This is a genomic window from Streptomyces rapamycinicus NRRL 5491 (genome assembly GCF_024298965.1).
Classification (GTDB): domain Bacteria; phylum Actinomycetota; class Actinomycetes; order Streptomycetales; family Streptomycetaceae; genus Streptomyces; species Streptomyces rapamycinicus.
Genome location: NZ_CP085193.1, coordinates 11,801,514 through 11,826,611, shown reverse-complemented (window position 1 = coordinate 11,826,611; position 25,098 = coordinate 11,801,514). Strand labels below are relative to the sequence as shown.

Annotated in this window: 25 protein-coding genes; 19 read left to right on the top strand and 6 right to left on the bottom strand. The window is 71.9% G+C overall.

The genetic code is table 11. From position 1 onward, the window contains the following. Position 1 precedes the first annotated feature (1 nt). The 6 genes from otnK to LIV37_RS48590 all read left to right on the top strand — a co-directional run bounded on the left by otnK (position 2) and on the right by LIV37_RS48590 (position 6,184). Positions 2–1,282 (top strand): 3-oxo-tetronate kinase, encoded by a 1,281-nt coding sequence (otnK, locus tag LIV37_RS48615; RefSeq protein WP_020874448.1) that lies wholly within the window; start codon positions 2–4, stop codon positions 1,280–1,282. Beyond that, positions 1,279–1,953 (top strand): class II aldolase/adducin family protein, encoded by a 675-nt coding sequence (locus LIV37_RS48610; protein WP_020874447.1) that lies wholly within the window; start codon positions 1,279–1,281, stop codon positions 1,951–1,953. Before otnK ends, LIV37_RS48610 begins: the two co-directional genes overlap by 4 nt. Before the next feature lie 85 nt (positions 1,954–2,038). Then, complete coding sequence (locus LIV37_RS48605; RefSeq protein WP_121826489.1) at positions 2,039–3,346, top strand: MFS transporter; 1,308 nt, start codon at positions 2,039–2,041, stop codon at positions 3,344–3,346. Between the two features lie 33 nt (positions 3,347–3,379). Beyond that, a complete protein-coding gene (otnI, locus tag LIV37_RS48600; RefSeq protein ID WP_020874445.1) occupies positions 3,380–4,171 on the top strand; it encodes a 2-oxo-tetronate isomerase in 792 nt (263 codons plus the stop codon). Continuing rightward, positions 4,168–5,184 carry a D-erythronate dehydrogenase gene (denD, locus tag LIV37_RS48595; RefSeq protein WP_020874444.1) on the top strand — a complete coding sequence of 339 codons (1,017 nt, stop codon included), beginning with the start codon at positions 4,168–4,170 and terminating at the stop codon, positions 5,182–5,184. Before otnI ends, denD begins: the two co-directional genes overlap by 4 nt. Positions 5,185–5,428: 244 nt before the next feature. Continuing rightward, positions 5,429–6,184: a FadR/GntR family transcriptional regulator gene (locus LIV37_RS48590; protein WP_020874443.1), complete on the top strand. Its 756-nt coding sequence runs from the start codon at positions 5,429–5,431 to the stop codon at positions 6,182–6,184. 49 nt (positions 6,185–6,233) lie between these two features. Here LIV37_RS48590 and LIV37_RS48585 read toward each other — a convergent pair whose 3' ends face one another. Beyond that, positions 6,234–7,262 carry a helix-turn-helix transcriptional regulator gene (locus LIV37_RS48585; protein WP_185058107.1) on the bottom strand — a complete coding sequence of 343 codons (1,029 nt, stop codon included), beginning with the start codon at positions 7,260–7,262 and terminating at the stop codon, positions 6,234–6,236. Positions 7,263–7,365: 103 nt separating this feature from the next. Between LIV37_RS48585 and LIV37_RS48580 the strand changes: the two genes are divergently transcribed. The 3 genes from LIV37_RS48580 to LIV37_RS48570 all read left to right on the top strand — a co-directional run bounded on the left by LIV37_RS48580 (position 7,366) and on the right by LIV37_RS48570 (position 10,179). Further along, complete coding sequence (locus LIV37_RS48580) at positions 7,366–7,944, top strand: DinB family protein (RefSeq protein ID WP_020874441.1); 579 nt, start codon at positions 7,366–7,368, stop codon at positions 7,942–7,944. 97 nt (positions 7,945–8,041) lie between these two features. Then, complete coding sequence (locus LIV37_RS48575) at positions 8,042–9,082, top strand: aldo/keto reductase (protein WP_020874440.1); 1,041 nt, start codon at positions 8,042–8,044, stop codon at positions 9,080–9,082. Continuing rightward, positions 9,079–10,179: a winged helix DNA-binding domain-containing protein gene (locus LIV37_RS48570; RefSeq protein WP_020874439.1), complete on the top strand. Its 1,101-nt coding sequence runs from the start codon at positions 9,079–9,081 to the stop codon at positions 10,177–10,179. The genes LIV37_RS48575 and LIV37_RS48570 overlap by 4 nt, the downstream gene beginning before the upstream one ends. Positions 10,180–10,202: 23 nt before the next feature. Here LIV37_RS48570 and LIV37_RS48565 read toward each other — a convergent pair whose 3' ends face one another. Next, positions 10,203–11,384 carry an acyltransferase family protein gene (locus LIV37_RS48565; RefSeq protein WP_243146565.1) on the bottom strand — a complete coding sequence of 394 codons (1,182 nt, stop codon included), beginning with the start codon at positions 11,382–11,384 and terminating at the stop codon, positions 10,203–10,205. A 132-nt stretch (positions 11,385–11,516) separates the two neighbouring features. Further along, complete coding sequence (locus tag LIV37_RS48560; RefSeq protein ID WP_020874437.1) at positions 11,517–12,422, bottom strand: MBL fold metallo-hydrolase; 906 nt, start codon at positions 12,420–12,422, stop codon at positions 11,517–11,519. Positions 12,423–12,534: 112 nt separating this feature from the next. On the opposite strand from LIV37_RS48560, the gene LIV37_RS48555 reads away from it, so the two are divergent. The 3 genes from LIV37_RS48555 to LIV37_RS48545 all read left to right on the top strand — a co-directional run bounded on the left by LIV37_RS48555 (position 12,535) and on the right by LIV37_RS48545 (position 14,781). After that, positions 12,535–12,744 (top strand): hypothetical protein, encoded by a 210-nt coding sequence (locus LIV37_RS48555; protein WP_020874436.1) that lies wholly within the window; start codon positions 12,535–12,537, stop codon positions 12,742–12,744. Beyond that, positions 12,731–14,122 (top strand): Asp-tRNA(Asn)/Glu-tRNA(Gln) amidotransferase GatCAB subunit A, encoded by a 1,392-nt coding sequence (locus LIV37_RS48550; protein WP_020874435.1) that lies wholly within the window; start codon positions 12,731–12,733, stop codon positions 14,120–14,122. The genes LIV37_RS48555 and LIV37_RS48550 overlap by 14 nt, the downstream gene beginning before the upstream one ends. A gap of 89 nt (positions 14,123–14,211) precedes the next feature. Then, a complete protein-coding gene (locus LIV37_RS48545) occupies positions 14,212–14,781 on the top strand; it encodes a TetR/AcrR family transcriptional regulator (RefSeq protein WP_020874434.1) in 570 nt (189 codons plus the stop codon). A 54-nt stretch (positions 14,782–14,835) separates the two neighbouring features. Here the strand turns inward: LIV37_RS48545 and LIV37_RS48540 are convergent, their stop codons facing one another. Then, positions 14,836–16,056, bottom strand: coding sequence for a cysteine desulfurase-like protein (locus LIV37_RS48540; protein ID WP_020874433.1), 1,221 nt, complete (start codon positions 16,054–16,056; stop codon positions 14,836–14,838). Positions 16,057–16,396: 340 nt separating this feature from the next. On the opposite strand from LIV37_RS48540, the gene LIV37_RS48535 reads away from it, so the two are divergent. From LIV37_RS48535 to LIV37_RS48520, 4 genes are all read left to right on the top strand, one after another. After that, positions 16,397–17,509 carry an AI-2E family transporter gene (locus LIV37_RS48535; protein ID WP_185058129.1) on the top strand — a complete coding sequence of 371 codons (1,113 nt, stop codon included), beginning with the start codon at positions 16,397–16,399 and terminating at the stop codon, positions 17,507–17,509. 57 nt (positions 17,510–17,566) lie between these two features. Beyond that, positions 17,567–18,016 (top strand): RrF2 family transcriptional regulator, encoded by a 450-nt coding sequence (locus LIV37_RS48530; protein ID WP_254807157.1) that lies wholly within the window; start codon positions 17,567–17,569, stop codon positions 18,014–18,016. A 122-nt stretch (positions 18,017–18,138) separates the two neighbouring features. Beyond that, on the top strand, positions 18,139–19,350 hold the full coding sequence (locus LIV37_RS48525) for a globin domain-containing protein (protein WP_020874430.1): 1,212 nt from the start codon (positions 18,139–18,141) through the stop codon (positions 19,348–19,350). Between the two features lie 168 nt (positions 19,351–19,518). After that, complete coding sequence (locus tag LIV37_RS48520) at positions 19,519–20,337, top strand: class I SAM-dependent methyltransferase (RefSeq protein WP_020874429.1); 819 nt, start codon at positions 19,519–19,521, stop codon at positions 20,335–20,337. A 57-nt stretch (positions 20,338–20,394) separates the two neighbouring features. Here LIV37_RS48520 and LIV37_RS48515 read toward each other — a convergent pair whose 3' ends face one another. After that, a complete protein-coding gene (locus LIV37_RS48515) occupies positions 20,395–21,405 on the bottom strand; it encodes a methyltransferase (protein WP_020874428.1) in 1,011 nt (336 codons plus the stop codon). 456 nt (positions 21,406–21,861) lie between these two features. Here LIV37_RS48515 and LIV37_RS48510 point away from each other — a divergent pair, with 456 nt between their 5' ends. Genes LIV37_RS48510 through LIV37_RS48500 form a run of 3 tightly spaced genes read left to right on the top strand, consistent with a single transcriptional unit; the run spans position 21,862 to position 24,053 of the window. Further along, positions 21,862–22,599, top strand: a complete 738-nt coding sequence (locus tag LIV37_RS48510) for a right-handed parallel beta-helix repeat-containing protein (protein ID WP_020874426.1) — start codon at positions 21,862–21,864, stop codon at positions 22,597–22,599. Positions 22,600–22,632: 33 nt separating this feature from the next. Next, positions 22,633–23,373 carry a MerR family transcriptional regulator gene (locus tag LIV37_RS48505; RefSeq protein WP_020874425.1) on the top strand — a complete coding sequence of 247 codons (741 nt, stop codon included), beginning with the start codon at positions 22,633–22,635 and terminating at the stop codon, positions 23,371–23,373. Continuing rightward, positions 23,370–24,053, top strand: a complete 684-nt coding sequence (locus tag LIV37_RS48500) for a hypothetical protein (protein WP_020874424.1) — start codon at positions 23,370–23,372, stop codon at positions 24,051–24,053. The genes LIV37_RS48505 and LIV37_RS48500 overlap by 4 nt, the downstream gene beginning before the upstream one ends. Here LIV37_RS48500 and LIV37_RS48495 read toward each other — a convergent pair. Then, positions 24,036–25,055: an aldo/keto reductase gene (locus LIV37_RS48495; RefSeq protein WP_020874423.1), complete on the bottom strand. Its 1,020-nt coding sequence runs from the start codon at positions 25,053–25,055 to the stop codon at positions 24,036–24,038. The genes LIV37_RS48500 and LIV37_RS48495 overlap by 18 nt on opposite strands. Positions 25,056–25,098 lie beyond the last annotated feature (43 nt).

The window sequence follows — 25,098 nt, the reverse complement described above, 5'->3', positions numbered from 1 at the left end:
CATGGGCATCCGACTCGGCTGCGTCGCCGACGACTTCACCGGCGCCACGGACCTGGCCAACAACCTGGTGCGGGCGGGCATGCGCGTGGTCCAGCTGATCGACGTACCGCCGCCCGGCGCCGAGCGGCCGGTGGACGCGGACGCCGTGGTCATCGCGCTCAAGTCACGGACGGTTCCGGCCGCCGACGCCGTCGACGCGTCGCTGCGGGCCCTCGCCTGGCTGCGGTCCGCGGGCGCCGAGCAGATCTACTTCAAGTACTGCTCCACCTTCGACTCGACGCCCGCCGGCAATATCGGGCCGGTCACCGAGGCCCTGATGGACGCGCTCGGCACCGACTTCACCATCGCCACGCCCGCGTTCCCCGACAACGGGCGCACGGTCTTCAAGGGTCATCTCTTCGTCGGCGACGTGCTGCTCAGCGCGAGCGGTATGCGCCATCACCCGCTCACCCCGATGACCGACCCCGATCTGGTCTCGGTGCTCGGCGCGCAGACCGCGCGACCGGTCGGCCTGATCGACCACACGGTGGTCGGCCGCGATGCCACGGCGGTCCGGGCCCGGATCGACGAACTACGCGAACAGGGTGCCGGAATCGCCATCGTCGACGCCGTCTCCAACGACGACCTGGTGCGCCTCGGCGCGGCGGTCCAGGGGATGCCCCTGGTGACCGCCGGTTCGGGGCTGGCCATCGGGCTGCCCGCGAACTGGGGGTTCACACCGTCCCACGCCGCCGCACAGCTGCCACCGCCCGGCGGCCACCGGGCCGTCATCTCCGGATCGGTCTCCGCCGCCACCAACCAGCAGGTCCAGGAGTTCCTGCGCACCGGCCGTCCCGCGTTCAGCGTGGATCCGCTGCGGGTCGCGGCCGGTGCGGACGTGTCCGGCGAGGCGCTCGCCTTCGCCGAGGCGCGGCTGGCCGACGGGCCCGTCCTCTGCTACTCCACCGAGGCGCCCGAGGCGGTCCGCACCGTCCAGACCCGGCTCGGCGCCGCCGAGGCCGGCGAGCTCGTGGAGCGGACCCTGGCCCGTGTGGCCGCGGGCCTGGTGGAGCGCGGTGTGCGTCAACTCGTCGTCGCGGGCGGCGAGACCTCGGGAGCGGTCGTCCGGGCGCTCGGCATCACCGGACTGCGTATCGGACCGCAGATCGACCCCGGTGTGCCCTGGTGCGCGGCGGCGCTGCCCGGCGGGGACACGCTCCACATCACGCTGAAGTCCGGCAACTTCGGCGGTCCCGGGTTCTTCACCGACTCCTTCGCCCTGCTCGACCGGGAGGTCTCATGACCGAGCTCCTCGACACCGCCGTGGACGAGGCACGCGACGAGATCGTCCGGGTGGGCACGAGCCTGTTCAACCGGGGCTATGTGCACGCCAGCGCCGGGAACATCAGCGCCCGGATCGGCGACGGCCATCTGATCACGCCCACCGACGCCGCCCTGGGCTTCCTCGAACGCGACCGCCTCGCGCTGGTCGACGCCCGGGGCGAGCAGCGCGCGGGCGACCGCGCGAGCAAGACCCTGACGCTCCATCGGCGTATCTACGCGGCCGACCCCACGGCCCGGTTCATCATCCACACCCACTCCACCCACCTGGTCGCGCTCACCCTGGCCGGGGTGTGGAGCCAGGACGACGTACTCCCGCCCATCACGCCGTACTTCGTGATGAAGGTGGGGCACGTTCCGCTCATCCCCTACCACCGGCCCGGCGACCCGCGCGTGGCCGACCTGGTGACCGCCCGGATCGCCGACCACCTGGCGGGCCACACGCCGATCAGGGCCGTCCTGCTCGACCGGCTCGGCCCCGTGGTCTGGGGCCCGAACGCGGCCGCCGCCCTCGCCGTCCTCGAAGAACTCGAGGAGACGGCACGTCTCTGGCTCCTGACCGACCGTCGACCGGGGCCTCTCACCACCGACGCGATCGACGAACTGAGGACCACGTTCGACGCCACTTGGTGACCTGCCGCTCCCCCGTCCCCGTTCCCTCCCTCTCCCCCGTCCCCGTCCCCATCGCAGAATCCCTGAGCCGCAAAAGGATTCCGTCATGCCCATGCCCGCAATGGCGGCCGAGACGCCCGCGCTTGCCCGCGAGAACACCGTCTACCGCAAGGTCGTACGCCGCATCGTCCCCTTCCTCATCCTGTGCTACGTGGCCTCCTACCTGGACCGGGTCAACGTCGGCTTCGCGAAGCTCCAGATGTCCGACGACCTCGGGTTCAGCGAGGCGGCGTACGGACTGGGGGCGGGCCTGTTCTTCATCGGCTACTTCCTCCTGGAGGTGCCCTCGAACCTGATGCTGCAACGCGTCGGAGCCCGCACCTGGATCGCCCGCATCATGATCAGCTGGGGCCTGGTCTCGGCGGCGTTCATGTTCGTCACCAACGAGGCGACCTTCTATGTGCTGAGGTTTCTGCTCGGTGCCGCCGAGGCGGGGTTCTACCCCGGGGTGATCCTCTACTGCACCTACTGGTTCCCCTCGCACCGCCGGGCCCGGGTGATCGCGATGTTCATGTCGGCCATCCCGGTGGCGGGCATCTTCGGCAACCCGCTCTCCGGCTGGATCATTGACAGTTTCCAGGGTGTGAACGGCTGGCAGGGCTGGCAGTGGATGTTCCTGCTGGAGGCGGTCCCCGCGCTCCTCGTCGGTGTCGTCACGCTCTTCTACCTGGACGACGGCGTGCGGGAGGCGAAGTGGCTGACCGATGAGGAGAAGGCCGTCGTCGAACGGGCGGTCGCCGACGACAGCGCGCACCGGACGGTGCACGGCCGGGTCCGGGACGCCTTCCGTGAGCCCAGGGTGTGGCTGATGTGCCTCATCTACTTCTGCTTCGTGATGGGCCAGTACGCCCTGACCTTCTGGATGCCCACGTTCGTCGAGTCCACCGGCATCGAGGGCAACGTGGCGATCGGCGTGCTCAGCGCCGTGCCGTTCGTGGCCGCGCTCGTCGCGATGAACCTGTTCGGGCGCTCGGCGGACAAGCGCCGCGAGCGACGCTGGCACCTGGTCATCCCGAGCCTCATGGGCGCCGTCGGGTTCTCGCTGTCCGCCGTGTGGAACGGGTCGACGGCGCTGTCCCTGACCGCGCTGTCCATCGCCGCGGCCGGGGTGCTGACCTGCGCTCCGCTGTTCTGGTCGCTGCCCACCGCGTTCCTGGGCGGCACCGCGGCGGCAGCGGGCCTTGCCATCATCAACTCGGTGGGCAACCTCGCCGGTTTCGTCAGCCCCTACATGATCGGCGCGCTCAAGGACGCCACCGGCTCGGCGTCGATCCCGATGTACGTCCTGGCGTTCACCCTGGTCGTGGGAGCCGCCGCGGTGCTCACCACCAAGAAGCAGGTCGTCAACCGCTGACCGGGACGTCCCGGCCCGAACGCAGGAGCCAGCATGCCGAGGTTCGCCGCGAACCTGTCCATGATGTACACCGAACACGACTTCCTCGACCGCTTCGCCGCGGCGTCGGCGGACGGCTTCGAGGCCGTCGAGTACCTCTTCCCCTACCCGTACGACGCCACCGAACTGCGCCGCGGGCTCGACGACCACGGTCTGAGGCAGGTGCTCTTCAACGCGCCCCCCGGCGCCTGGGAGTCCGGGGAGCGCGGGATCGCGGCGCTGCCCGGCCGCGAGGCGGAGGCGCGCTCCGGGATCGGCCGGGCCCTGGAATACGCGGCGGAGCTCGGCTGCCCACGAGTGCATGTGATGGCCGGGCTGGTGGGCTCGGGCGATCCGGCCGAGCACCGCGACACCTATCTGGCCAACCTCGCCTGGGCCGCGGAACGGGCCGCCGCGGCGGGCGTCGACATCCTGATCGAGCCGATCAACGGCCGTGACATGCCCGGCTACTTCCTGAACCGGCAGTCCGAAGCGCACACCGTGGTACGGGAGGTGGGGGCCCCGAACCTCAAGGTGCAGCTCGACCTCTACCACTGCCAGATCGTCGAGGGCGACCTCACCACGACCCTCCGCCGTGACCTGCCGACCGGCCGGGTCGGCCATCTGCAGATCGCGGGCGTACCCGATCGCCATGAGCCCGACCGGGGCGAGCTGAACATCCGCCATCTGTTCGGCGTCATCGACGACCTGGGCTTCGACGGGTGGATCGGCTGTGAGTACATCCCCCGCGCCGGTACGAGCGAGGGGCTCGGCTGGCGCCATGACTACCGAGGAGACAACGCATGAGGATCGTCATCACGGGCGGCTTCGGCTTCCTGGGCCGGCGGGTCGCCGCCGCACTGCTCACGTCACGGACGTTCCGCGGTGCGCCGATCGACCGACTGGTGCTCGCCGACCGCGTGGTGCCGCCTGTTCCGGCGGCGGACGACCCCCTCGTGGACATCGTCCAGGGCGATCTGGCCGACCGTCTTGACGAGGTGTTCGCGGAGCCGGTGGATCTGCTGATCCATCTCGCCTCCGCGGTCTCGGCCGAGTGCGAGGCCGACTTCGACCTCGGGATGAGCGCCAATGTGGACACCACACGCGCGGTGCTGGAGGCCGCACGGGCCCAGTCGGCCGCCGGCGGGCCGGTACCGCGGGTGGTGTTCTCCAGCAGCGTCGCCGTCTACGGTTCCGATCCCGCGCTGCCGCTGCCACCGGTCGTCAGCGAGTCCACCCTGCCCACACCGCGGTCGAGCTACGGCATCCAGAAGCTCGTCTGCGAGCAGTTGATCGCGGACTACACCCGCCGCGGTTTCCTGGACGGGCGCGTCGCCCGTCTGATGACCGTGTCGGTACGGCCGGGCAAACCGAACGCGGCCGTCTCCGGCTTTCTGTCCGGCATCATCCGCGAACCGCTCGCGGGCCTCCCGGCCACCTGCCCGGTCCACCCCGGGCTGAAGGTGGCACTGGCCTCGCCACGGCGCACCGTGGAGGGCCTCCTCCGCGTCGCGGAGGCCGAGCGCGGCACCGGGCCGGGCCGGATCGACGGCGGGGTGCCGGTCAACCTTCCGGCGCTCACGGTCTCGGTCGCCGACATGCTGAACACGCTGCGGCAGGTGGCCGGCGACGCCGTCGCCGACCTGGTGACGATCGCGCCCGACCCCGATGTGGAGGCCCTCGTCGGCTCCTGGCCCGCCGTGTTCGACAACGCACGCGCCGCCGCGCTCGGGCTGGCCCCCGACCCGGATTTCGCCTCGGTGGTGCGCGCCTACGCCGAAGACCACGCCGACGCGGTCGTGAACGCTGCGCACTCTTAGGAGCGTCCGACGCATCTTGACGCCTGCGGCGAGCTGCTCCCCTACCCGCCCCACCCCCAGCAGCATCGATACGCGGCTCCGCCGCGTGGGGGGGGCTTTCGCCGCGTGGGGGGGGCTTCGCCCCTGGACCCCGGGGTCCAGGGGCGAAGCCCCTGGTTACGGGAAGGGGCGGGTATGGGGAGAGATCCGCCGGAGGCGCCGTAGCGGCCGGGGCGACCGGGGAGGTGCCGATAAACTGAAGACCATGTTCTCCAAGGTGAGCGGTCCCGTGCGGCTCGCGGATCGGGTCGCGGCGATACTCTCGGAAGAGATCGAGTCCGGACGGCTGGCCGAGGGCGACAAGCTCCCGACCGAAGTGGCGCTGGTCAAGCAGCTGGGCGTCAGCCGGACCGTCGTACGCGAGGCCGTGTCCCGGCTGCGCAACGCGGGCCTGGTCGAACCCCGTCAGGGGCTCGGCGTGTTCGTGATGCCGCGCCGCACCCGGCCACTGGATCTGGAGGCCGAGACCGCCGAGGACACCAAGTCCAAGGTGCGGCAGATCGTGGAGGTGCGCCGCCCCATCGAGGGCGAGGCGGCGTACCTCGCGGCCACCCGGGCCACCCCGGCCGACCTCGCCCGGATGCGTCAGGCTCTGGAGGCCATCGACACGGCGGTGACGGCCGGTGGCGACGGCGTGGACGAGGATCTCGCCTTCCACCGCTCCATCGCCGAATCGACCGGAAACGCGGTGATGCTCTCCACGCTGCGCTATCTCGGCGAGGTGCTGCGCGGCGGAATCCGCGTCACGCGTGCGAACGAGGCGCGCCGCGGCGACTTCCTCGAGGCGGTCCGGCAGGAGCACCACGCCATCCTGGCCGCCATCGAGGCCCGCGACGCCGAGGCGGCACGCGACGCGGCGCTGCTCCATCTGAGGCACGCGGCGTCCCGGCTGCAGGACGCGGACGACGGGTTCTGGACCGGGACCGAGAGCCTCGAGGTGGATCTCGACGCCGCGCCCTGAGGCACGAGGAGCGGCGCGCGGCGCTCAGCGGATGGGCGGCGCGCGTCGTTCAGCGGCTCGGGGGTGGCGTCGTGGATCCGCTGGGTGCCTCGGCCGCGGCGTCGGCGAAGCGGCGGGCCAGCCGCGCGAAGGCTTCGCTCAGCTCGGGGGGCCCGATGACCTCGATGTCGGCGTCGAACCTGCCGATGGTGGCGGCCAGTCCGGGCCATGACCACGCGCCCAGGACGAGTCGGCACCGGTCCGGGCCGAGTTCCTCGACGACTCCGTCCCGGGTGTAGGTGGACACGACGGAGGCGGGCAGGGCGAGGATGACCTCGCCCCGGCACGGCCAGCCGCCCGAGCCGTCGGAGCCCTGGAACCTGCTCGCGACGAAGGCCGCCACATCCCCTCCTGGCACATCGCGCGGGGTGAAGCGGGGGCCCGTCGGGGTGCGCGGGGTGATCCGGTCGACGCGGAAGGTGCGCCAGTCGTCGCGGTCGAGGTCCCAGGCGACGAGATACCAGCGCCCGCCCCGGGTGACGAGGTGGTGTGGCTCCACCCGGCGCGGCGGAGCGGCGGCGGGGCCGGCGCCGGAGGCACCCGGTGCGGACACGGGGGCGTAGTCGAAGCGCAGCACCTCGCGGGCGCGGACGGCCGCGCCGAGGGTCAAGAGCACCTGCGGGCCGACCTGCGGGTTCGGCCTGGTTCCCGCGCCGTCGACGGCGGTGACCTGGAGGGCGTCGACGCGATGGCGCAGCCGTGCGGGCATCACCTGCCGGACGGTGCTCAGCGCACGGGCCGCCGCCTCCTCGATCCCCGCCCCGGTGGCGGTGGCGGTCTGCAGTGCCACGGTGACGGCCACGGCCTGGTCGTCGTCGAACAGCAGCGGCGGCAGTTCCGTACCGGCGCCGAGCCGATAGCCCCCGTCGGGGCCCTTGGTGGCCACGATGGGGTAGCCGAGCTCGCGCAGTCGGTCGACATCGCGGCGCACGGTGCGCGGGCTGACGTCCAGCCGCTCGGCCAGCAGCTGCCCAGGCCAGTCCCGGCGCGCCTGGAGCAGCGAGAGCAGTGAGAGCAGTCGCGCTGAGGTCTTCGGCATGACTCCCATTCTGCCCCGGGTAGCGGCCACAACCTGTCCGCTTCCCCTGCGACTGTTGTCTCCGTCAGAGAGCAACCAGTACGACCAGAAGGACCCGATCACCGTGACCGCCACCACCACGCCCTCCTCCGGGCTCGACAGCGAGCGGGCCGATCTGCTCGCCGAGCTCGCCACCGCGCGATCCGCCCTCACCAAGACGGTGCACGGGCTCGGCGACGAGCAGGCCGGCGAGCGTCCGACGGCCAGCACACTGTGCCTGGGCGGGCTGATCAAGCACGTCGCGGCCGTCGAGGAAGGATGGCTGCGCTTCGTACTCGAAGGCCCTTCGGCGCTGCGTTTCGACCTGCCCGACGGTGTCACCTGGGCCGACCTCGCGGCCGGTACCGCACGTGAGGTCCCGCAGTGGGCGATCGACAACCAGAACAACTTCCAGATGCTGCCCGGTGAGACGCTGGCCGGGATCCTCAAGCGCTATGAGGAGGTCGCCGCCCGGAGCGAGGAGATCATCACCACCGTCCCCGATCTGTCGGCGACACATCCGCTGCCGGAGGCGCCCTGGAACGAGCCGGGGGCGGTGCACAGCGTGCGCCGGGTGCTGATGCACGTCATCGCCGAGACCGCCCAGCACGCCGGGCACGCGGACATCATCCGCGAGTCGCTCGACGGGCAGAAGTCCGGCTGACCGACGACCGGATCTGCTCGGAGCCGCGCCGGTGACGGCCGTCACCGGCGCGGCTCCGGAACCCAAGAGCCAAGGAACCGAAGGGAACGGCGCGACTGTGAAGACGCGTGAGCTGGGGCGGACCGGTATCCGGGTCAGCCCCTACTGCCTGGGCACGATGATGTTCGGCCAGGCGGGCAACCCCGATCACGACGACTGTGTCCGGATCATCCACCGGGCGCTGGACTCGGGGATCAACTTCATCGACACCGCCGATGTGTACGGACCCCGCGGGGAGTCCGAGGACATCGTGGGCAAGGCGCTGAAGGGGCGGCGTGACGACATCGTGCTGGCCACCAAGGTCAACGGCACGATGGGTGAGGGCCCCAACCGTGGCGGCAGCTCCCGGCGCTGGATCATCGCCGAGGTCGAGCAGTCGCTGCGGCGTCTCGGGACCGACCACATCGACCTCTATCAGGTACACCATCCCGACCCGCACACCGACATCGAGGAGACGCTCTCCGCCCTGACCGATCTGGTGCGCGGCGGCAAGGTGCGCGCCATCGGGTCCTCCAGCCTCCCGGCCTCGGAGATCGTCGAGGCGCAGTGGGTCGCCGACCGGCGCGGACTGCACCGCTTCCGCACCGAGCAGCCCCCGTACTCCATCCTCAACCGCGCCGTCGAGCGGGAGGTCCTGCCGGTCTGCCGGCGCTACGGCATGGGCGTGCTGGTGTGGAGTCCGCTGGCGATGGGCCTGCTCACCGGCCGCTACCGCAAGGGCGGGCCCACGGTGCGGAACGCGCGGATGAAGTGGGTGCCCCGGCATCTGACCGACGAGCGCAAACTCGACGCCGTGGAGCGGCTCATCCCGCTGGCCGAGGAGGCCGGTCTGTCGCTGACCCACCTGGCGATGGCCTTCGCCATCACCCATCCCGGCGTCACCTCGGCCATCATCGGGCCACGCACCATGGACCAGCTGGAGGATCTCCTGGCCGGGGCCGCGGTCACCCTCGATGACGAGGTCCTCGACCGGATCGACCGGATCGTGGCGCCCGGAACCGACATCGGCCCGCTCGATGTGTCCTACACCCCGCCGTCCGTCCAGCGCCCGGCGCTACGGCGGCGATCGGCCGACGAGCGCGCCGCGGTGGCACGATGACCGTTCTCGGCAACCGGGCGCTGGGCCGTGCGACGCTCGCCCGGCAGTTGCTGCTCGATCGCGCGGGCCTACCGGTCCGCGACGCCGTCGCGCATCTGTGCGGCATGCAGGCGCAGGAACCGCAGGAGCCGTTCACCGGGCTCTGGTCACGGCTGCGCGCGTTCGACCCGGGCGCCCTCTCCGACCTGCTGACCGGGCGAAGCGTGGTGCGCACCCACCTCATGCGCCGCACCGTCCACCTCCTCACCGCCGATGACGTCGTGGCCTGGCGCGCCCGCCACGACGCCATGCTGCGCCAGCGGGTGCTCGGGACCTACCGCCGCGAGCTGGCGGGGATGGACCTCGACGAACTCGCCGCCGCGGGCCGGGCGGTGATGGCCGACGGCGAGCCCCGCTCGATGGCCGAGCTGGTGCGGGCGCTGGCCGACCGCTGGCCCGCCCCGGCACCGCGGGCACTGGGCGAAATGCTGATCGCCGCCCTCGTCCCGGTGGCGCAGACACCGCCGCGCGGCCTGTGGCGTTCCCGGGGAGGGGTGCGTAACGTCCTGCTCTCCTCCTGGCTGGGCCGGCAGGTGGACCCGCCCGCTCCCGACGGCTCCGACCCGGTCGGGCAGGCGCTGGTACGGCGCTATCTGGCCGCCTTCGGCCCCGCGGCCTCGGCCGATCTGCGCGCCTGGTGCGGTCTGGCCGGGCTCCCGGCCGCGGTGGCGGCGATACGGGAGGAACTGGTCACCTTCCGCGATGAACGCGGCCGGGAGCTGTTCGACCTGCCCGACGCGCCACGTCCCGACCCCGACACCCCCGCGCCGGTGCGGTTCCTGCCCGCGTTCGACAACGCGCTCCTCGGGTACCACGACCGCGGCCGGATCATCGACGGCGCCCACCGCGGCCTGTCGGTCGCCGGGGAGCGCGTGGTGCTGGTGGACGGCCGCGTCGCCGCGACCTGGAGGGTCGACGCCGCCACCGTGGTCGTCACCCCGCTGGGCCGCCTCTCCTCGGCCGACCGTACGGCCGTCGGAGAGGAGGGCCGGGGACTGGCGTCGTTCCTCTCCGACGGCGAGAGCCACCGCGTACGCGTCGCCACGTCGTCAGGCTGAGCGATGCGAACGGGCCGCCTGGGTCATGGCGCGGGGTCCTGCTGGCGCAGCGGTGCGGTCCGGTCGCCGGGCGCGGGGCCGGCGGTCGGCGCGGAACGGCCGCGGGGGCGGGCGAAGTGGCGCATCATCGGCACCTCGACACCGCGCCACAGCAGCAGCGACACCGCCACACAGAACGCCGACACCGCCAAGGACAGCAGCGCGGCGGTGACCGTGTCGAACGTCCGCCGGTCCAGCAGCACCCGGATCTCGTACAGCAGCGGGAAGTGGACCATGTACAGCGCGAACGACGCCTCGCCCAGCACCACCAGGCCACGGCGGCCGAGCAGGCTCTCCCGCCCTTCGATGTCACGGGTGGCGATGGCCGGGATGAGGGCGGCCATCGGCAGACAGGTCGCGGCTCCCCACAGGTACTCCTCCGGCAGTTCCGTCCGTGCCGCGAAGACTCCCGCCAGGGCGAGCAGCGGCCACCGCGGACGCAGCGTCGGCCAGCGGCCGAGCCGGACCGCCCGGGCGAGCACCAGTCCGAGGACGAACTCCAGCAGCCGCACCGGCGGGAAGAAGTAGATCAGCCACCAGCGCTCCGTCGAGAGCGGCGACCAGCTCCCGGGAGCCGCCTCGTCGGTGACGGCCGTCGCCACCAGCGGCATCGTCACCACCAGCACAGCCACCAGGGCGATCACCGGCCGGAGCAGCCGTTCCGGGAGCGCGCGCACCGGCCGGATCAGCAGGGGGAAGAGGAGGTAGAAGAACGCCTCGCAGGAGATGGACCAGGTCACCGGATTGACGCTGCTGAAATCGGCCATGTCCGGCACCCAGGCGTGCACCAGCAGCAGATTCCGGACCGCCTCCCCCAGCCCCGGGTCCGGCACCGGAAGCAGCGCGGCGGTGCCCGTCGCCATGAGCAGGCCCAGCATCAGCGACCAGGTCACCACATGGTTGGGGAAGATCTTCACCAGCCGGCGGCGCCAGAACCGGACGGCGGTGTCGGCCGGAGAGGCGTTCCACGCCAGTACGAAACCGCTGAGCAGGAAGAACGAGGAGACCGCCGCCGCACTCGCCATGGACGAGGCGTCGGCGGCCTCGTAGACCCCCTGGTCCTCGAAGAATCTGCCCAGCGTCAGCACATGGCCCGCCAACACCACACCGGCCAGCAGAAAGCGAAGCCCCGTCAACGACGGCAGCCGATCGCCACGCGGCAACACACCGGCCAAAGGAGACCCCTCCCCATACGGAACAGGCACAGCACCCACGAGCCTGCCCGTCGCACCGCCCCGGCCCCAATACCGCCCCTACGGGAACATCCAGGCGAACACCACCACCCGCGGAGGGGCGCGTCAGCGCGCGCCGGGGAGCACGGGCGAGAGCCGGTAGGCGTTCTCGTGGGTGATCACATGACCGGCGGTGGGCGGCGGGAAGTGGGTGCCGAGCAGCAGGGTGCCCGTGTCGGCGAGGGCGCCGAAGAGCTTGTGGCGGGTGGCCTCGGACTGCTCGGGGGCGATGTCGACACACGAGCCGATGGCGGGGTGGGCGAGCTGGACGGGGTGGTGGACGCAGTCGCCGGTGATCAGCGCCCGCTCGCCGCGGCTGTCGAGCTGGAGGGCGATATGGCCGGGGGTGTGCCCGGGCGTGGGGATCAGCCGCAGTCCGGGGATGGCCTCGGTGCCCTCGTCCGGGACGTCGACCAGGTCGAGCCGCCCCGCGTCCTCGACCGGGATCACGGAGTCGAGGAACATCTGGGTGCGCGGCTCGTCCATGTCGTAGGCCGCCCAGAACTCCCGCTCGGTGCGGGAGGTGAGGTAGCGCGCGTGGGGGAAGGTGGGCACCCAGGCGCCGTCCACCTCGTGGGTGTTCCAGCCGACGTGGTCGGTGTGCAGATGGGTGAGGATCACCAGGTCGATGGATTCCCGGGGGAACCCGGCGGCGGCCAGGCGCTCCAGGTAGTCGGTCCGCAGACCGTGCCAGGCCGGGTTGGCGCGCGTCTTGCCGTTGCCGATGCCGGTGTCGACCAGGACCCGCGCCCCGCCCACTTCGAAGGCGAAGCTGTGGCTGGCGATGCGCAGGGTGCCGTCCTGGTCGGCGAAGTCGGGGCGCAGCCAGTCCTGACGCGAGACCACGTCCGTGGTGGCGTCGGGCAGCAGCCACGGCCCGGTCTGCGGCGGCAGGAGCACCTCGTCGACGCGGTGGACGGCGATGTCGCCGACGGTCCAGAAGGGGATGTCGATGGCCTGGGGTGTGTGCATGACCCGCTCTCTCTAAACGCAATCTGTTTGCCTTAAGCCACCGTAGGCTCTACAGTCGGCTAACGCAAACAGTTAGCTTTTATCTCGATGAGATCTCGTTGAGGGAGACACCTTGTCCGCCGCTGAACTCACCCCTCCGGAGGCGGCCCGCTGGGCCGCGCGCGCCGGGCTCCCGCTGCCGCCCGAGCGCCATGCCGCCGCGGCGGCCACCGCCAACCACATCCACGCCGTCGTCGCCGTCCTGCGCGAGCTGGACTTCGGCGACGCCCCGCCCGCCCCCGCCTACCGCGTGGGAGAGGAGCACCACGATGCGGCCGTATGAGCTGTCCCTCACCGCGGCCGCCGACGCGATCCGGACCGGCCTGCTGTCCCCCGTCGAGCTGGTGGACTCCGTCCTGGACCGCGTCGAGCGGCTGGAACCCCAGCTGAACGCCTACGCCACGGTGACGGCGGAGCGGGCGCGCCGGGCGGCCCGCGAGGCCGCGGACGACGTCGCGGCCGGCCGCCTCCGCGGCCCGCTGCACGGCATCCCGATGGGCCTGAAGGACCTGATCGACGTCGCGGGTGTGGCCACCACGGCGAGCTCCCGGGTCCGCGCCGACCACCGCGCGCGGGCGGACAGCACGGTCGCCGCCCGGCTGAGCGCGTCCGGCGCGGTCCTGGTCGGCAAGACCCACACCCATGAGTTCGCCTACGGGCTGACCACTCCGCAGACCCGCAACGCCTGGGACACCGGCCGGGTCGCGGGCGGCTCCAGCGGCGGATCCGCCGTGGCCGTCGCCGCGGGCACCGCAGCCTTCGCCCTGGGCACCGACACCGGCGGATCCATCCGCGTCCCCGCCGCGCTCAACGGGGTCGTCGGCCTCAAGCCCACGTACGGCCTCGTCCCCCGCCACGGCGTCACCTCCCTGTCGTGGTCGCTGGACCACGTCGGCCCCCTCACCCGAACCGTCGAGGACCAGGCCCTGGTCCTGGCGGTCCTCGCCGGGCACGACCCCCGAGACCCCGCCTCCCTGGCCGTCCCCGCGCGGGACTACCGGCCGGGCGCGGCAGAGGACCTGACGGGACTGCGCGTCGGCGTGCCGCGCAACTACTACTTCGAGCACGTCGACGCGGAGGTGGAAGCCGCGGTCCGGCGGGCCGTCGACCGGCTCGAGGCACTCGGCGCCCGCCTCGTCGAGGTCGAGATCCCCATGACCCGCTACATCCAGGCCACTCAGTGGGGCCTGATGGTGCCGGAGGCCACCGCCTATCACGAGCGCACCCTGCGCACGGCACCGGAGCTGTACCAGGCGGATGTGCGCATTCTGCTGGAGGCGGGCGAGCTGATGCCCGCCGGGGACTATCTGCGCGCCCAGCGCTCCCGCACCCTGATGCGGCGGGAGTGGGCGCGCGTGATGGAGGACGTCGACGTGATCGCCGCCCCGACGGTTCCGGCGACCGCGGTGCCGTCCGGCCAGGAGGCGATCACCTGGCCGGACGGCACCGTCGAAGCCGTCTCGGACGCCTATGTGCGCCTGTCGGCCCCCGCCAACCTCACCGGAGTGCCGTCGCTGTCCGTCCCGGTCGGCCACGACACCGGCGGCCTGCCGATCGGCATGCAGTTGCTCGGGCGGCCGCTCGGGGAGAGCGTGCTCCTGCGGGTCGGTCACGCCTACGAGCGGACGCGGCCCGCCCGCGAGGTGGCTCCCGCGGCCTGACACGTCCGCTGAGCGGCCCCGGAGCGCATGAGCGACCCCGGGGCGCACCGCCTCCCCAGAAGCAACGGATTTGCTTTAAGGTGGGATGAATGAGCAAGCAGATGGTGCGCCCCGGGGGGCGCAGCGCCCGGGTCCAGGCATCGGTGCACACCGCCGCGCGCGAACTGGAGGCGGAGGTGGGTCGCGACGGTCTCACGGTGCCGCTGATCGCCCAGCGCGCGGGCGTCACCCCCTCCACGATCTACCGCCGCTGGGGAGACCTCACCCAACTGCTGTCGGACGTGGCGGTCGAGCGCCTGCGGCCCGAGACCACGCCCCAGGACCACGGCGGTCTGGAGTCCGATCTGACCGCCTGGGCCGAGCAGTTCCTCGACGAGATGGCCTCCCCGGCCGGACGTGCCTACATCCGCGACGCCCTGCTCGGCGACCCGGACGGCAGCAACGCCGGCCAGTGCTCGGCCTACGCCGCCGACCAGGTCGATGTCATCCTGACCCGTGCGGCCGGGCGCGGGGAGGACACCCCCGGTGTCGAAACGGTCGTCGACCACGTCGTGGCGCCTCTGATGTACCGCATACTCTTCCGCCCCGCCGGGCTCGACGCCGCGCATGCCCGCGGACTCGTGGCGGGGCTCCTCGAAGGGGACGCCGCCGAGAAGTGAGACCGGCCCTGAGCGCCGGGCGGTGAGCGCGGGCTGTGAGCGCCGGGTGGTGGGTCAGCCGCGCGGGGCAGGAGTGCGCAGGAAGTCCGAGAGCGCCTCCAGCAGCCGGTCCACGTCCTCGGTGCTGGTGTAGGGGGCCAGGCCGATGCGCAGCCCTCCGGTGTCGCCCAGGCCCAGCCTGCGGGATGCCTCCACCGCGTAGAACGAGCCGGAGGGGGCGTCGACGCCACGGCCGGCGAGGTAGCGGTAGGCGTCGGTGGTGTCATGGCCGTCGATGGTCAGCAGCACGGTCGGGGTGCGGTCCGCGGCCCGCGAGTGGATGGTGAGCGGGTCCAGTGCGGCCAGGCCCTCGTCGATGCGCCCGCGCAGCGTGGCCTCGTGCTCATCGAGGGCCGCGAACGACGACGCCAGCCGCTCCCTGCGGCTGCCTTCGGCGCCGGGGTCCAGGGTGGCGAGGAAGTCGACGGCGGCGCGGGTCCCGGCGAGGAACTCATAGGGCAGGGTGCCGAATTCGAAGCGCTCGGGAACGGCGTTCGTCGAGGGAAGCAGCTTGTCCGGGGTCAGGGTCTCCAAGAGCCCGGGGCTGCCCGCCAGCACGCCGAGGTGGGGGCCGAGGAACTTGTAGGGGGAGCAGACGAAGAAGTCCGCTCCGAGCCGCCGGATGTCGACATGGGCGTGGGCGGCGTAGTGCACGCCGTCCACGTGGAGCAGCGCCCCGGCCGCGTGCACCCGCCGGGAGATCTCCGGGATGTCCGGGCGGGTGCCGATCAGGTTCGAGGCGGCGGTGACCGCGACCAGCCGGGTGCGGTCGCCGAGCTGGGCACTGATGTCATCGGGGGTCAGCTCGCCGGTGGCGGGGTCGAAGTCGGCCCAGCGCACGGTGGCCCCGGCGGCCTCGGCGGCCTGGACCCAGGGGCGGATGTTGGAGTCGTGGTCCAGCCGGGACACCACCACCTCGTCGCCCGGCGACCAGGTTTTGGCGAGGGTGCGGGAGAAGTCGTAGATGAGGGCGGTGGCGCTGCGCCCGAAGACGATCCCGGCCGGGTCGGCGCCGAGCAGATCGGCCATGGCCTGCCGGGCCGACTGGACCAGTGCCTCGGCGTTGCGCTCCCCCGCGGTGAGGTGGCCGCGGTTGGCCAGGGGGTTGGCCAGCGCGTCGGAGACGGCCTCGATGACGGGGAGCGGGGTCTGGGTGCCTCCCGGGCCGTCGAAATGGGCCGACCCGGCCTTCAGCGCGGGGAACTGCGCACGGATGGCGGTGATGTCGTATGTCATGAGCGGCTCCTTGCAGAGTGCCTTGACGAGCGGGTGACCAGGGCGATCTTAGGCAGGCCGGGGTGCGGAACGGCAGGGGGCGAGGACGGCCGCGGAGCCGGGGAGAGGACGGCCCGCCGCGCCGGGGAGAGGTGTCCGGCGCCCGGACGGCCACCCTGATTGAATCTGTACGCAGCGGGATGAATCACCATCCTCTTCCGCCGCGCAGGACCGGGACGCAGAAGGCGGTGGCGCCGACGTGAGCAGCGACTCTCCTCCCCCGCCCGAGCGGCCGGGAGGGCGGGGCGTACGCCCTCGGCGTGGCGTGACCGGCGGACCGGCGGGGCGGGCCTCACGGGCGGTGGCGCGGGCCCGCCGCTCCGGATCCGCGGCCCTGACGGCGGCGGTGCGCCGGGCGGGGGACGAGAAGGGACGGGTCCATCCCGGGCTGCGGCTGGCCGCCGCGTACGCATGGCGTCTGATGGTCATCGGGGTGGCCGTCTATCTGGCGTTCACGGTGCTGGGCCGGTTCGAGCTCGTCGCGATCGCGGTGTTCCTGGCGCTGGTGGCCACCGCCTTGCTGCGGCCGCTGGCCGATCTGCTGGCGCGGGTGTGTCCCAGGCCGCTGGCGGTGGCACTCGCGGTGTTCGGCACGCTGTTCGCGGTGTTGGGGCTGCTGGCGCTGGTGGGGAACGCGGCGGCCGCGGAGGCGGGCCGGCTGGTGGGCGAGTTGCGCGGCGGGATCGGGCGGATCGAGCGGTGGCTGGAGGGGCCGCCGTTCCATGTGCGGCACGGTGCGCTGTCGGGGGCCCACGACAAGGTCACCGCCTTTGTGTCACGCCATCGCGCGGCGCTGATCAGCAGGGCGCTCAGCAGTGCGGGACGGGTCGTGGAGGCGGGCACGGCGGTGTTCCTGGCCCTGTTCTGTTCCATCTTCTTCATCCATTCCGGCGACCGGATGTGGCAGTGGTTCCGGGGCCAGCTCCCCGAGCGTGCCCGGTCCCCGTGGGACCGGGCGGCGCGGGCGGCGTGGACCACCTTCGCCGGGTACACCCGGGGCATCATCGTCGTGGCGGCCTCCAACGCGACGCTGGTCGGCATCGCCCTGTTCCTGCTGCGGGTGCCGCTGGCCCTGCCGCTGACGCTGCTGGTGTTCTTCGCGACGTTCGTCCCGCTGATCGGTTCGCCGATCGCGCTGGCGGTGGCGACGGTGGTGGCCCTGGCCGGGCGGGGTCCGGCCATCGCGGCCGTGGTGCTGCTGCTGATCGTGGCGGTCGGTCAGTTCGAGGGCCATGTGCTGCATCCGCTGGTGATGAGCTGGGCGGTGCGTCTCCATCCGGTGGTGGTGGCGATTTCGGTCATCGCCGGAAGCATCGTGGCGGGGGTGGTCGGGGCGGTGGTGGCCGTGCCCATGGTCTCCGTCGCCTGGTCGGTGACGCGGGCGCTGCGCGGGCGGCCGCCCGGTGAGGCCTGACCGGCGCCGCACCGCTATAAATTGCATCTCAGATTCGTATTAACGTAATCTGCCGCCATGCGGCTGACGAAGTCAACGGACCCGGCACTCCGCACGATCATGCGGCTGGCGGTCACCGACGCGGAGCCCTGCACCGCCCGGCAGGTCGCCGGGGAGATGCAGGTGCCCTACAGCCATCTGGCCAAGGTGGCGGCCCGGCTGCAGCACCTGGGCCTGATCGAGACGCGGCGCGGACGGGGCGGCGGGCTGACGCTCACCGCGACCGGGCGCACCGCCTCGGTCGGCCAGCTGGTCCGGGACCTCGAGGGGGTCGGCGATGTCGTCGACTGCGAGGGGGACATGCCGTGTCCACTGCGGCAGGGCTGCCGGCTGCGGATGGCGCTGCGCCGGGCGCAGGAGGCGTTCCTCACCTCGCTCGATCCCCTCACGGTCGACGATCTGGTGGCGTCCCCGACGGGCCCGGTGCTGCTGGGGCTGGTCGGGCGCGCACCCGGGCTGTCCCCGTGAGGCCGTCGTCCGGGTTACGGAGCCCGGATCCCGTCCCGCCGAGCCGTGCCGGCACGGAGGCCACCATGCCCGGTTCACCCATGCCGTTGAATGCGAATCTGAGATACCAGTTAGGCCCGCTCATGCTCTCCCAGAAGTCCGCCGAGACCGTCCGCGCCACGCTTCCCGCCGTCGGTGAGGCCATCGGCACCATCACCGAGCTGTTCTACCGGAAGCTCTTCGAGGCCCACCCGGAACTGCTGCGGAATCTGTTCAACCGGGCCAACCAGGCCGCGGGCACCCAACGGCAGGCCCTCGCGGGCGCCATCGCCGCGTTCGCCACCGCCCTGGTGGAGCGGCCGGGCACCCGCCCCGACGCCCTGCTGAGCCGGATCGCCCATAAGCACGCCTCGCTCGGGGTGAGCGCCGCGCAGTATCCGGTGGTGCACCGTCATCTGTCCGCCGCCATCGCGGAGGTGCTCGGCGACGCGGCCACCGAGGAGGTGACCGCCGCCTGGGACGAGGTCTACTGGCTGATGGCCAACGCCCTGACCGAGATCGAGCGGCGGCTGTACGCGGAGCAGGGCGTGCTCGTCGGCGGGACCTGGCGGCCGTGGGAGGTGGCCGAGCGGATCCGGGAGACGGCCGATGTGGTCACCTTCCGTATCCGGCCGGCTGACGGCCGTCCCGCCCCGGCGTTCAGGGCGGGCCAGTATGTCTCGGTGCAGGTGGAACTGGCCGACGGGGCGCGGCAGATCCGCCAGTACAGTCTGACCAACGGCCCCGGCGCCACGGTGCGCTCCTTCTCCGTCAAGCGCGAGGACACGGGCGAGGGACCGGCCGGTGAGGTCTCCGGCCACCTCCACGGCCATGTCCACGAGGGCGATGAGCTGACCGTCTCCGCGCCCTACGGTGACGTCGTGCTCGACGCCACGGACACACCGCTGCTGCTCGCCTCCGCCGGGATCGGCTGCACCCCGATGGTGGCCATGCTGGAGGAGCTGACGGCCGGCGGACACCAGGCCCCGGTCATCGCCGTCCACGCCGACCGCTCCCCCGCCGACCACGCGCTGCGCGCCGACCAGGAGCGGCTGGTCACCAAGCTGGCGCGGGGCACCGCCCACACGTGGTACGAGCGGCCCGAGGGCGACTGGCCTGCCGAGCGCACCGGCCGCGTCGACCTGTCCGGCGTCGAGATCCCGGACGGCGTCCAGGCGTATCTGTGCGGGCCGATGCCCTTCATGCGGTCGGTGCGGACCCAGCTGCTGGAGCGGGGTGTGCACCCCTCCGCGATCCACTACGAGGTCTTCGGCCCCGATCTGTGGCTGACGCGGGACGACGGCGAGGGCCACTGACGCTCACCGGCACCCGTCCGCCCGATGTTGGCCGGATGAACTCGAATGGCCCAGAGGCCGGTCGCCTTTGCCGGGGGGAACGTGGGACCGTACGGACACGGGTTCTGCCCGTTCCGTACGCAACCGTACGGAATGGTCCGTCCGGTACCCCCACATCGACGAGGAACCATGGATCGCGAAAAGATCACTCTCAGCGGCGCTCAGGAGACCTTGCTCGCCACGCTGTACGGCAGGGCCGTGGACAGCCGTTCACCGGACTCCGTCCTGCACGACCACGCGGCCCGGGAGGCCGTGGAGCGCGTGGCCTACGACTTCGGCAAAACGGGGATGACGGACACGACGGCGGTCGGCATCGCCCTGCGGGCGAAACAGCTCGACGACTGGGCCATGGAATTCCTGGCCGAGCATCAGAAGGCGACCGTGCTGCACCTCGCGTGTGGTCTCGACACCCGGGTACAGCGTCTCGACCCGCCGGCGTCGGTGCGCTGGCTCGACATCGACTACCCCGAGGTGATCGATCTGCGCCGGCGGCTGCTTCCCGAGCCGTCGGGGAACTACGAGATGGTCGGCGCCTCGGTGACCGATGAGGCATGGCTGCGCGAGGTGCCGGACGACCGGCCCACCGTGGTCGTCGCCGAGGGGCTGACGATGTATCTGCGCAAGGAGGAGGGCAAGCGGCTGATCCAGCGGATCACCGAGCGGTTCCCCAGCGGGCAGCTGCTCTTCGACGTCTACGGGCCGCTGGGCATCCGGCTCCAGAAGATGGTCCCCGCGGTGCGCAACGCGGGCGCCACCCTCCACTGGGGTCTGGACGACCCTCATGAGGTCGAGACCTGGCATCCGGGGCTGACCTGCCTCGACGCGGTGCGCAGCGTGGACATGCCGGGGGTGGAGAAGATGCCGGCCTCCGGCCGGATGAGCATGCGGGTGATGGCGCGTCTGCCCGGTTTCCGGGATGTGGGCCGGATCCTGCGTTACCGCTTCTAGTGGCTCCGGCCCGGCGCCGGGTTGGTCCCGGCGCCGGGCGGGCCGGTCGGGTGACCGCTATTTGATGCCCACCAGCATGGAGTAGCCGTCCGTCAGCGGTTCGATCCGGCTGCTGCTGAATCCCGTCTCCGCCAGCCAGGCCCGGCCGTCGGCGGCCGTGTACTCGAAGCCGGACCGGGTCTCGATGAGCATGTTCAGGCTGGCCAGCAGACCGAAGGTGTTCTCCTTGCGGTCGTCGTCGATGATGGCGTCGTAGACGAGGACCGCTCCCCCGTCGGGCAGCGCGTCGTACGCCTTCTTCAGCAGCAGCCGCTTCTCCTCCAGGCCCCAGCCGTGCAGGATCTGGCCCAGCACGATGACATCGGCGCCGGGCAGGTCATCGGTGAAGAAGTCGCCGCCGTGGAAGGTGAGCCGGTCCCCCAGGCCGAAGGACGCCACGTACTTCTCGAAGACGGGCCGCACCCGGGGCAGTTCGAAGACACCGCCGCTCATATGGGCGTGGCGCTGGGCCACCGCCACCGGGACGCAGCCCACCGCTCCGCCGACGTCCAGCACGGTCCGGTAGTCGGCCCAGGGGAACCGCTGGGCTATCACCATCGCCTTGCCCATGCTGAGCCCGGTCATTCCGTGCAGGAATCGCTCAAGACCCTCCTGATCGTGGTAAATGGCGTCGAAGACGTCGCCGCCGTGCTTGTGCTCGTTCTGCGGCTTCCCGGTCTGCAGCGCCTCGGTGAGCGACCCCCAGAAGGGATACAGCCGACTGTTGGCCATCTCCAGGATGCCGCCCGCATAGGTGGCCTTCCCCCGGTCGAGAAAGGTGTCGGCGGACGGGCTGTTGCGGTACACGCCCTCGGACCGCTCCAGGAATCCGAGGGCCACCAGCGCGTCGAGGAAGTCGGCGGCGCCGCGCGAGTGCAGCCCGAGCGCCCCGGCCAGGTCACCGCCGGTGCGGGGAGCTTCGGCGAGCCGGGAGAAGAGATCCAGTTCCACCGCGGTGAGCAGCGCCTTCGACGCCATGAAGCCGAGCCCGACCTCAAGGATGGGCTCGGGGCTGATCTCTTGCCGCATAAGGCTCCCTCACTGTTCCCGGATGTGCGCTCTCGCCGCACCTGACCGTATCGGGACCTCCTTACGCTACCGTCCCGTTGGCCCCTACACGGGTCGCCGCCGGAGGGACGCGAAGGGCGGGCCGGACTCTTGACACCCCGTGTGACAGCGCTTTCTCGGCCACGCTGCCGTCCGCCGCGACCGTGCTCCACGACATCCAGGTGCGGAACTCCACGGTGCGCGACACCTCGTTCGCGGGCATCGTCGTCAAGCAGTACACCGGCGACGCGAAGGACGCGAACGGCGCCCCCGTCGCGGTGCCGACCGGCTGGGGCACCCGGACCTCACCCGATGACACCGCCTTCACCCCGCATACGGACATCACGATCCGGAACAACTTCATCTCCCAGGGCGGGACGGCTTACGGCTGCAACGCGATGTATCTGACCAATGTGCGCGGCGCCGTGGTCGACCACAATGGTGGACGAGGCGGGGACATCGGGCATCGAGGCGTACTACGCGGACGATGTGGTGATCCAGCGCAACGAGGTGTACCGGACGGAGCAGAAGGCCGGGGGCGCCGACTCCAACGGCATCGACGCCGACAAGGGCACCACACGGGTGCGGATCCAGTACAACTTCGTACACGACAACGGCGATGGCATTCTGCTGTGCCAGTTCTCCTTCGGCGATGTCGTGGTGCGCTACAACATCCTCAGCGGGAATTCCCGGTATCCGCTCTATCTGCACTCCGACCGGGCCGCTTCGGCCGAGGTCTACAACAACACGGTGCACAACCCGGCGAGCCGGTACCTGGTCTACGGCTACGGCTCCTCCCTGAACGCGCGCTACGACCTGCACGACAACGCCTTCTCCTCGGCGATCGCCGGCGCGAGCCTGACCGCCAGCCCGACCATCGCCTACGCCAACAACTTCTACGGCGGTGCCTCATTGACCGTTCCCGAAACCGACCCCACCGCGCGCACGGGCGACCCGCTGCTGGTGAACCCGGAGGTGTCGGGGCCGTACGGCACGGCCGACAGCGGACCGCGGCTGGACACCGCGCTGGGCTTCGCTCCCCGGCCGGGCTCACCGCTGATCGGCACCGGCACCGTCATCCCGGACAACGGTGGCCGTGACTACCGTGGCGCCCCGCTCTACCGCGGCCGTCCCGATATCGGCGCCGTCGAGGGGCCACCGGGCGGACACGCTTGACCTTGTCGCAACGGCAGGGTTTCTACTGGCCGTATGCGCATCGGAGAAATCGCCGCGCTCGTCGGAGTCACATCCCGGACCGTGCGGCACTACCACCACATCGGTCTGCTGCCCGAGCCCAAGCGGCGCGCCAACGGATACCGGGTCTACACCCTCCGGGACGCCGTTCTGCTGGCCCGGATCCGGCGGCTGACCGAGCTCGGGCTCGCCCTGGACGAGGTGCGGGACGTCCTCGCGGACGACGCCGGGCGTGAGCTGGCCGAGGTGCTGGGCGAGCTGGACGCCGATCTCGCCCGTCAGGAACACGAGATCCAGCGGCGCCGCCAGGTGCTGGCGGCGCTGCTGGAGGGCCCGCTCACAGCGGACGCACCGCTCTCCCCCGCGCTCGCCGAGCTCCTGAAGGTGGCCCCCGCCACCTCCTCGCCGACCGCCGCCAAGGACCGCGAGCACCTGATGCTGCTCGAGGGGATCATCGGCGGGGACGCGGTGTACGCGGCGCTGCGGCCGCTGGCCGAGGACCGCGCCGTGCTCCCGCTGTACGAGCGGCTGGACGAACTGGAGGGGGCCACGGCGGACGATCCCCGGATCGCGCCGCTGGCCGAGGAGCTGTCCGCCGCCGTACCGGACGGGGTGCTGGCGGCCATCCCGGACGGCGGCCCGACGGCGACCGGCTTCGAGCAGGCGCTGCTCGACGACTACTCGCCTGCCCAGGCCGAGGTGGTGCGCCGGGTGATGGAGCAGCTGGCCGTCCGACGGGGCAGGAGGGCGTCATGAACCGGCGGTTCGCACGGGCGGCGGTGTGGGCGAAAGGCGTGGCGGAGTCCGTGATCCCGCTGGTCGCGCGCCGGCTCCTCCGGCACGAGGCGCGGTCCCTGCACAGCCTCGGGCTGTGGGTGCTGCGCCGCCGCCACCAGGTCCCCGAGGGGGCGCTGGCCGTCCCGTACACCGGACCCCAGACGGCCATGATGTACGCGATGATCTTCGTGTCGGTCATCGAGACGGTGGGGCTGGCCCTGGTGATCCCCTGGCCGGTGGTGCACGCGATCCTGCTCGTCATCGATGTGTACGGGGTGGTGCTGGTCCTCGCCCTGCACGCGGCCTGTGTGGTCCGGCCGCATGTCGTGGGGTCCGACGGCTCGCTGCGCATCCGCTACGGCGCACTGTTCGACCTGCGGGTTCCGGCCGCCACCATCGCCGCCGCCCGGGTCGACCGGCGCTATCCGGACGGACGGCTGGTGCGGCTGGGCCCGGACGGGGTGCTCGACCTCGCGGTGGGCAGCCAGACCACGGTGACGGTGGAGCTGACGGAGCCGGTGCCGTTCGTACGGCCCCTCGGGCGCCGGGGCGTCGCCCGTACGCTCCGGTTCCACGCGGACGATCCACGTGGAGCGGTCGCCGCGCTCACCCGGGCCCGGACGGAGGTGGCGCCGGATCCGTCAGCGGCGCCGCAGTGACGGGTCGAGCAGCGCGGGCGGAGTGTCGTGCTTCTCGTGCGCGGCGAGGTCGGTGCCGGGGGCCACGATCGCGTCGATCGCGTCGAGCACATCGGCGGAGAGCAGGATGTCGGCGGCGGCGAGCTGTGTGCGCAGATGGTCCAGTGTGCGGGGGCCGATGAGCGCGCTGGTCACGGCGGGGTGCGCGGTGACGAATCCGAGCGCCAGCTGGATCATGGTCAGACCGGCCTCGTCGGCGACCTTGGCCAGCTGCTCGACGGCGTCGAGCCTGGCCCGGTTGGAGGGGATGGTGACATCGAAGCGCTCCGGCATCATCGCCGAGCGGCTGGTGGTGATGGACCGGCCCGCACGGATGGCGCCCGACAGCCAGCCGGAGGCCAGCGGGCTCCACACCAGCGCCCCGAGCCCGTACTCCTCGGCGACGGGCAGTACGTCGCGCTCGATTCCGCGCTGCAGTATCGAGTAGCTGGGCTGTTCGGTGACATAGCGGCGCAGGCGGTGCTCGCGGGCGGCCCACTGGGCCTGTACGACGCGGTAGGCGGGAAAGGTCGAGGAGCCGAAGTAGCGGATCTTCCCCGTGCGCTGGAGGTCGGTGAGCGCCGACAGCGTCTCCTCGTCGCTGGTGGCCGGGTCCCACCGGTGGATCTGGTAGAGGTCGACGTGGTCGACGCCGAGCCGGCGCAGGCTGTTGTCCAGCTCGGTGACCAGCCAGCGGCGTGAGCTGCCCCCGTGGTTGGGCTTGTCGCCCATGGGCATCCCCGCCTTCGTGGCCAGCACGACGTCGTCGCGGCGGCCGGCGATGGCCTTGCCGACCATCTCCTCCGACTCACCGGCGCTGTACATGTCGGCGGTGTCGATGAGGTTGATCCCCGCCTCGAGAGCGGCGTCGACGAGGGCGGTGGCCTCGTCCTGGCTGGTGCGCCCGATCCTGCCGAAGTTCATCGCGCCGAGCGCGAGGGAGCTGACCTGCACACCGGTGCGGCCCAAGGTGCGGTACTGCATGACCGTGTTCCTCCACTGCGGGGAAGCGTGGTGGCATTGCGCG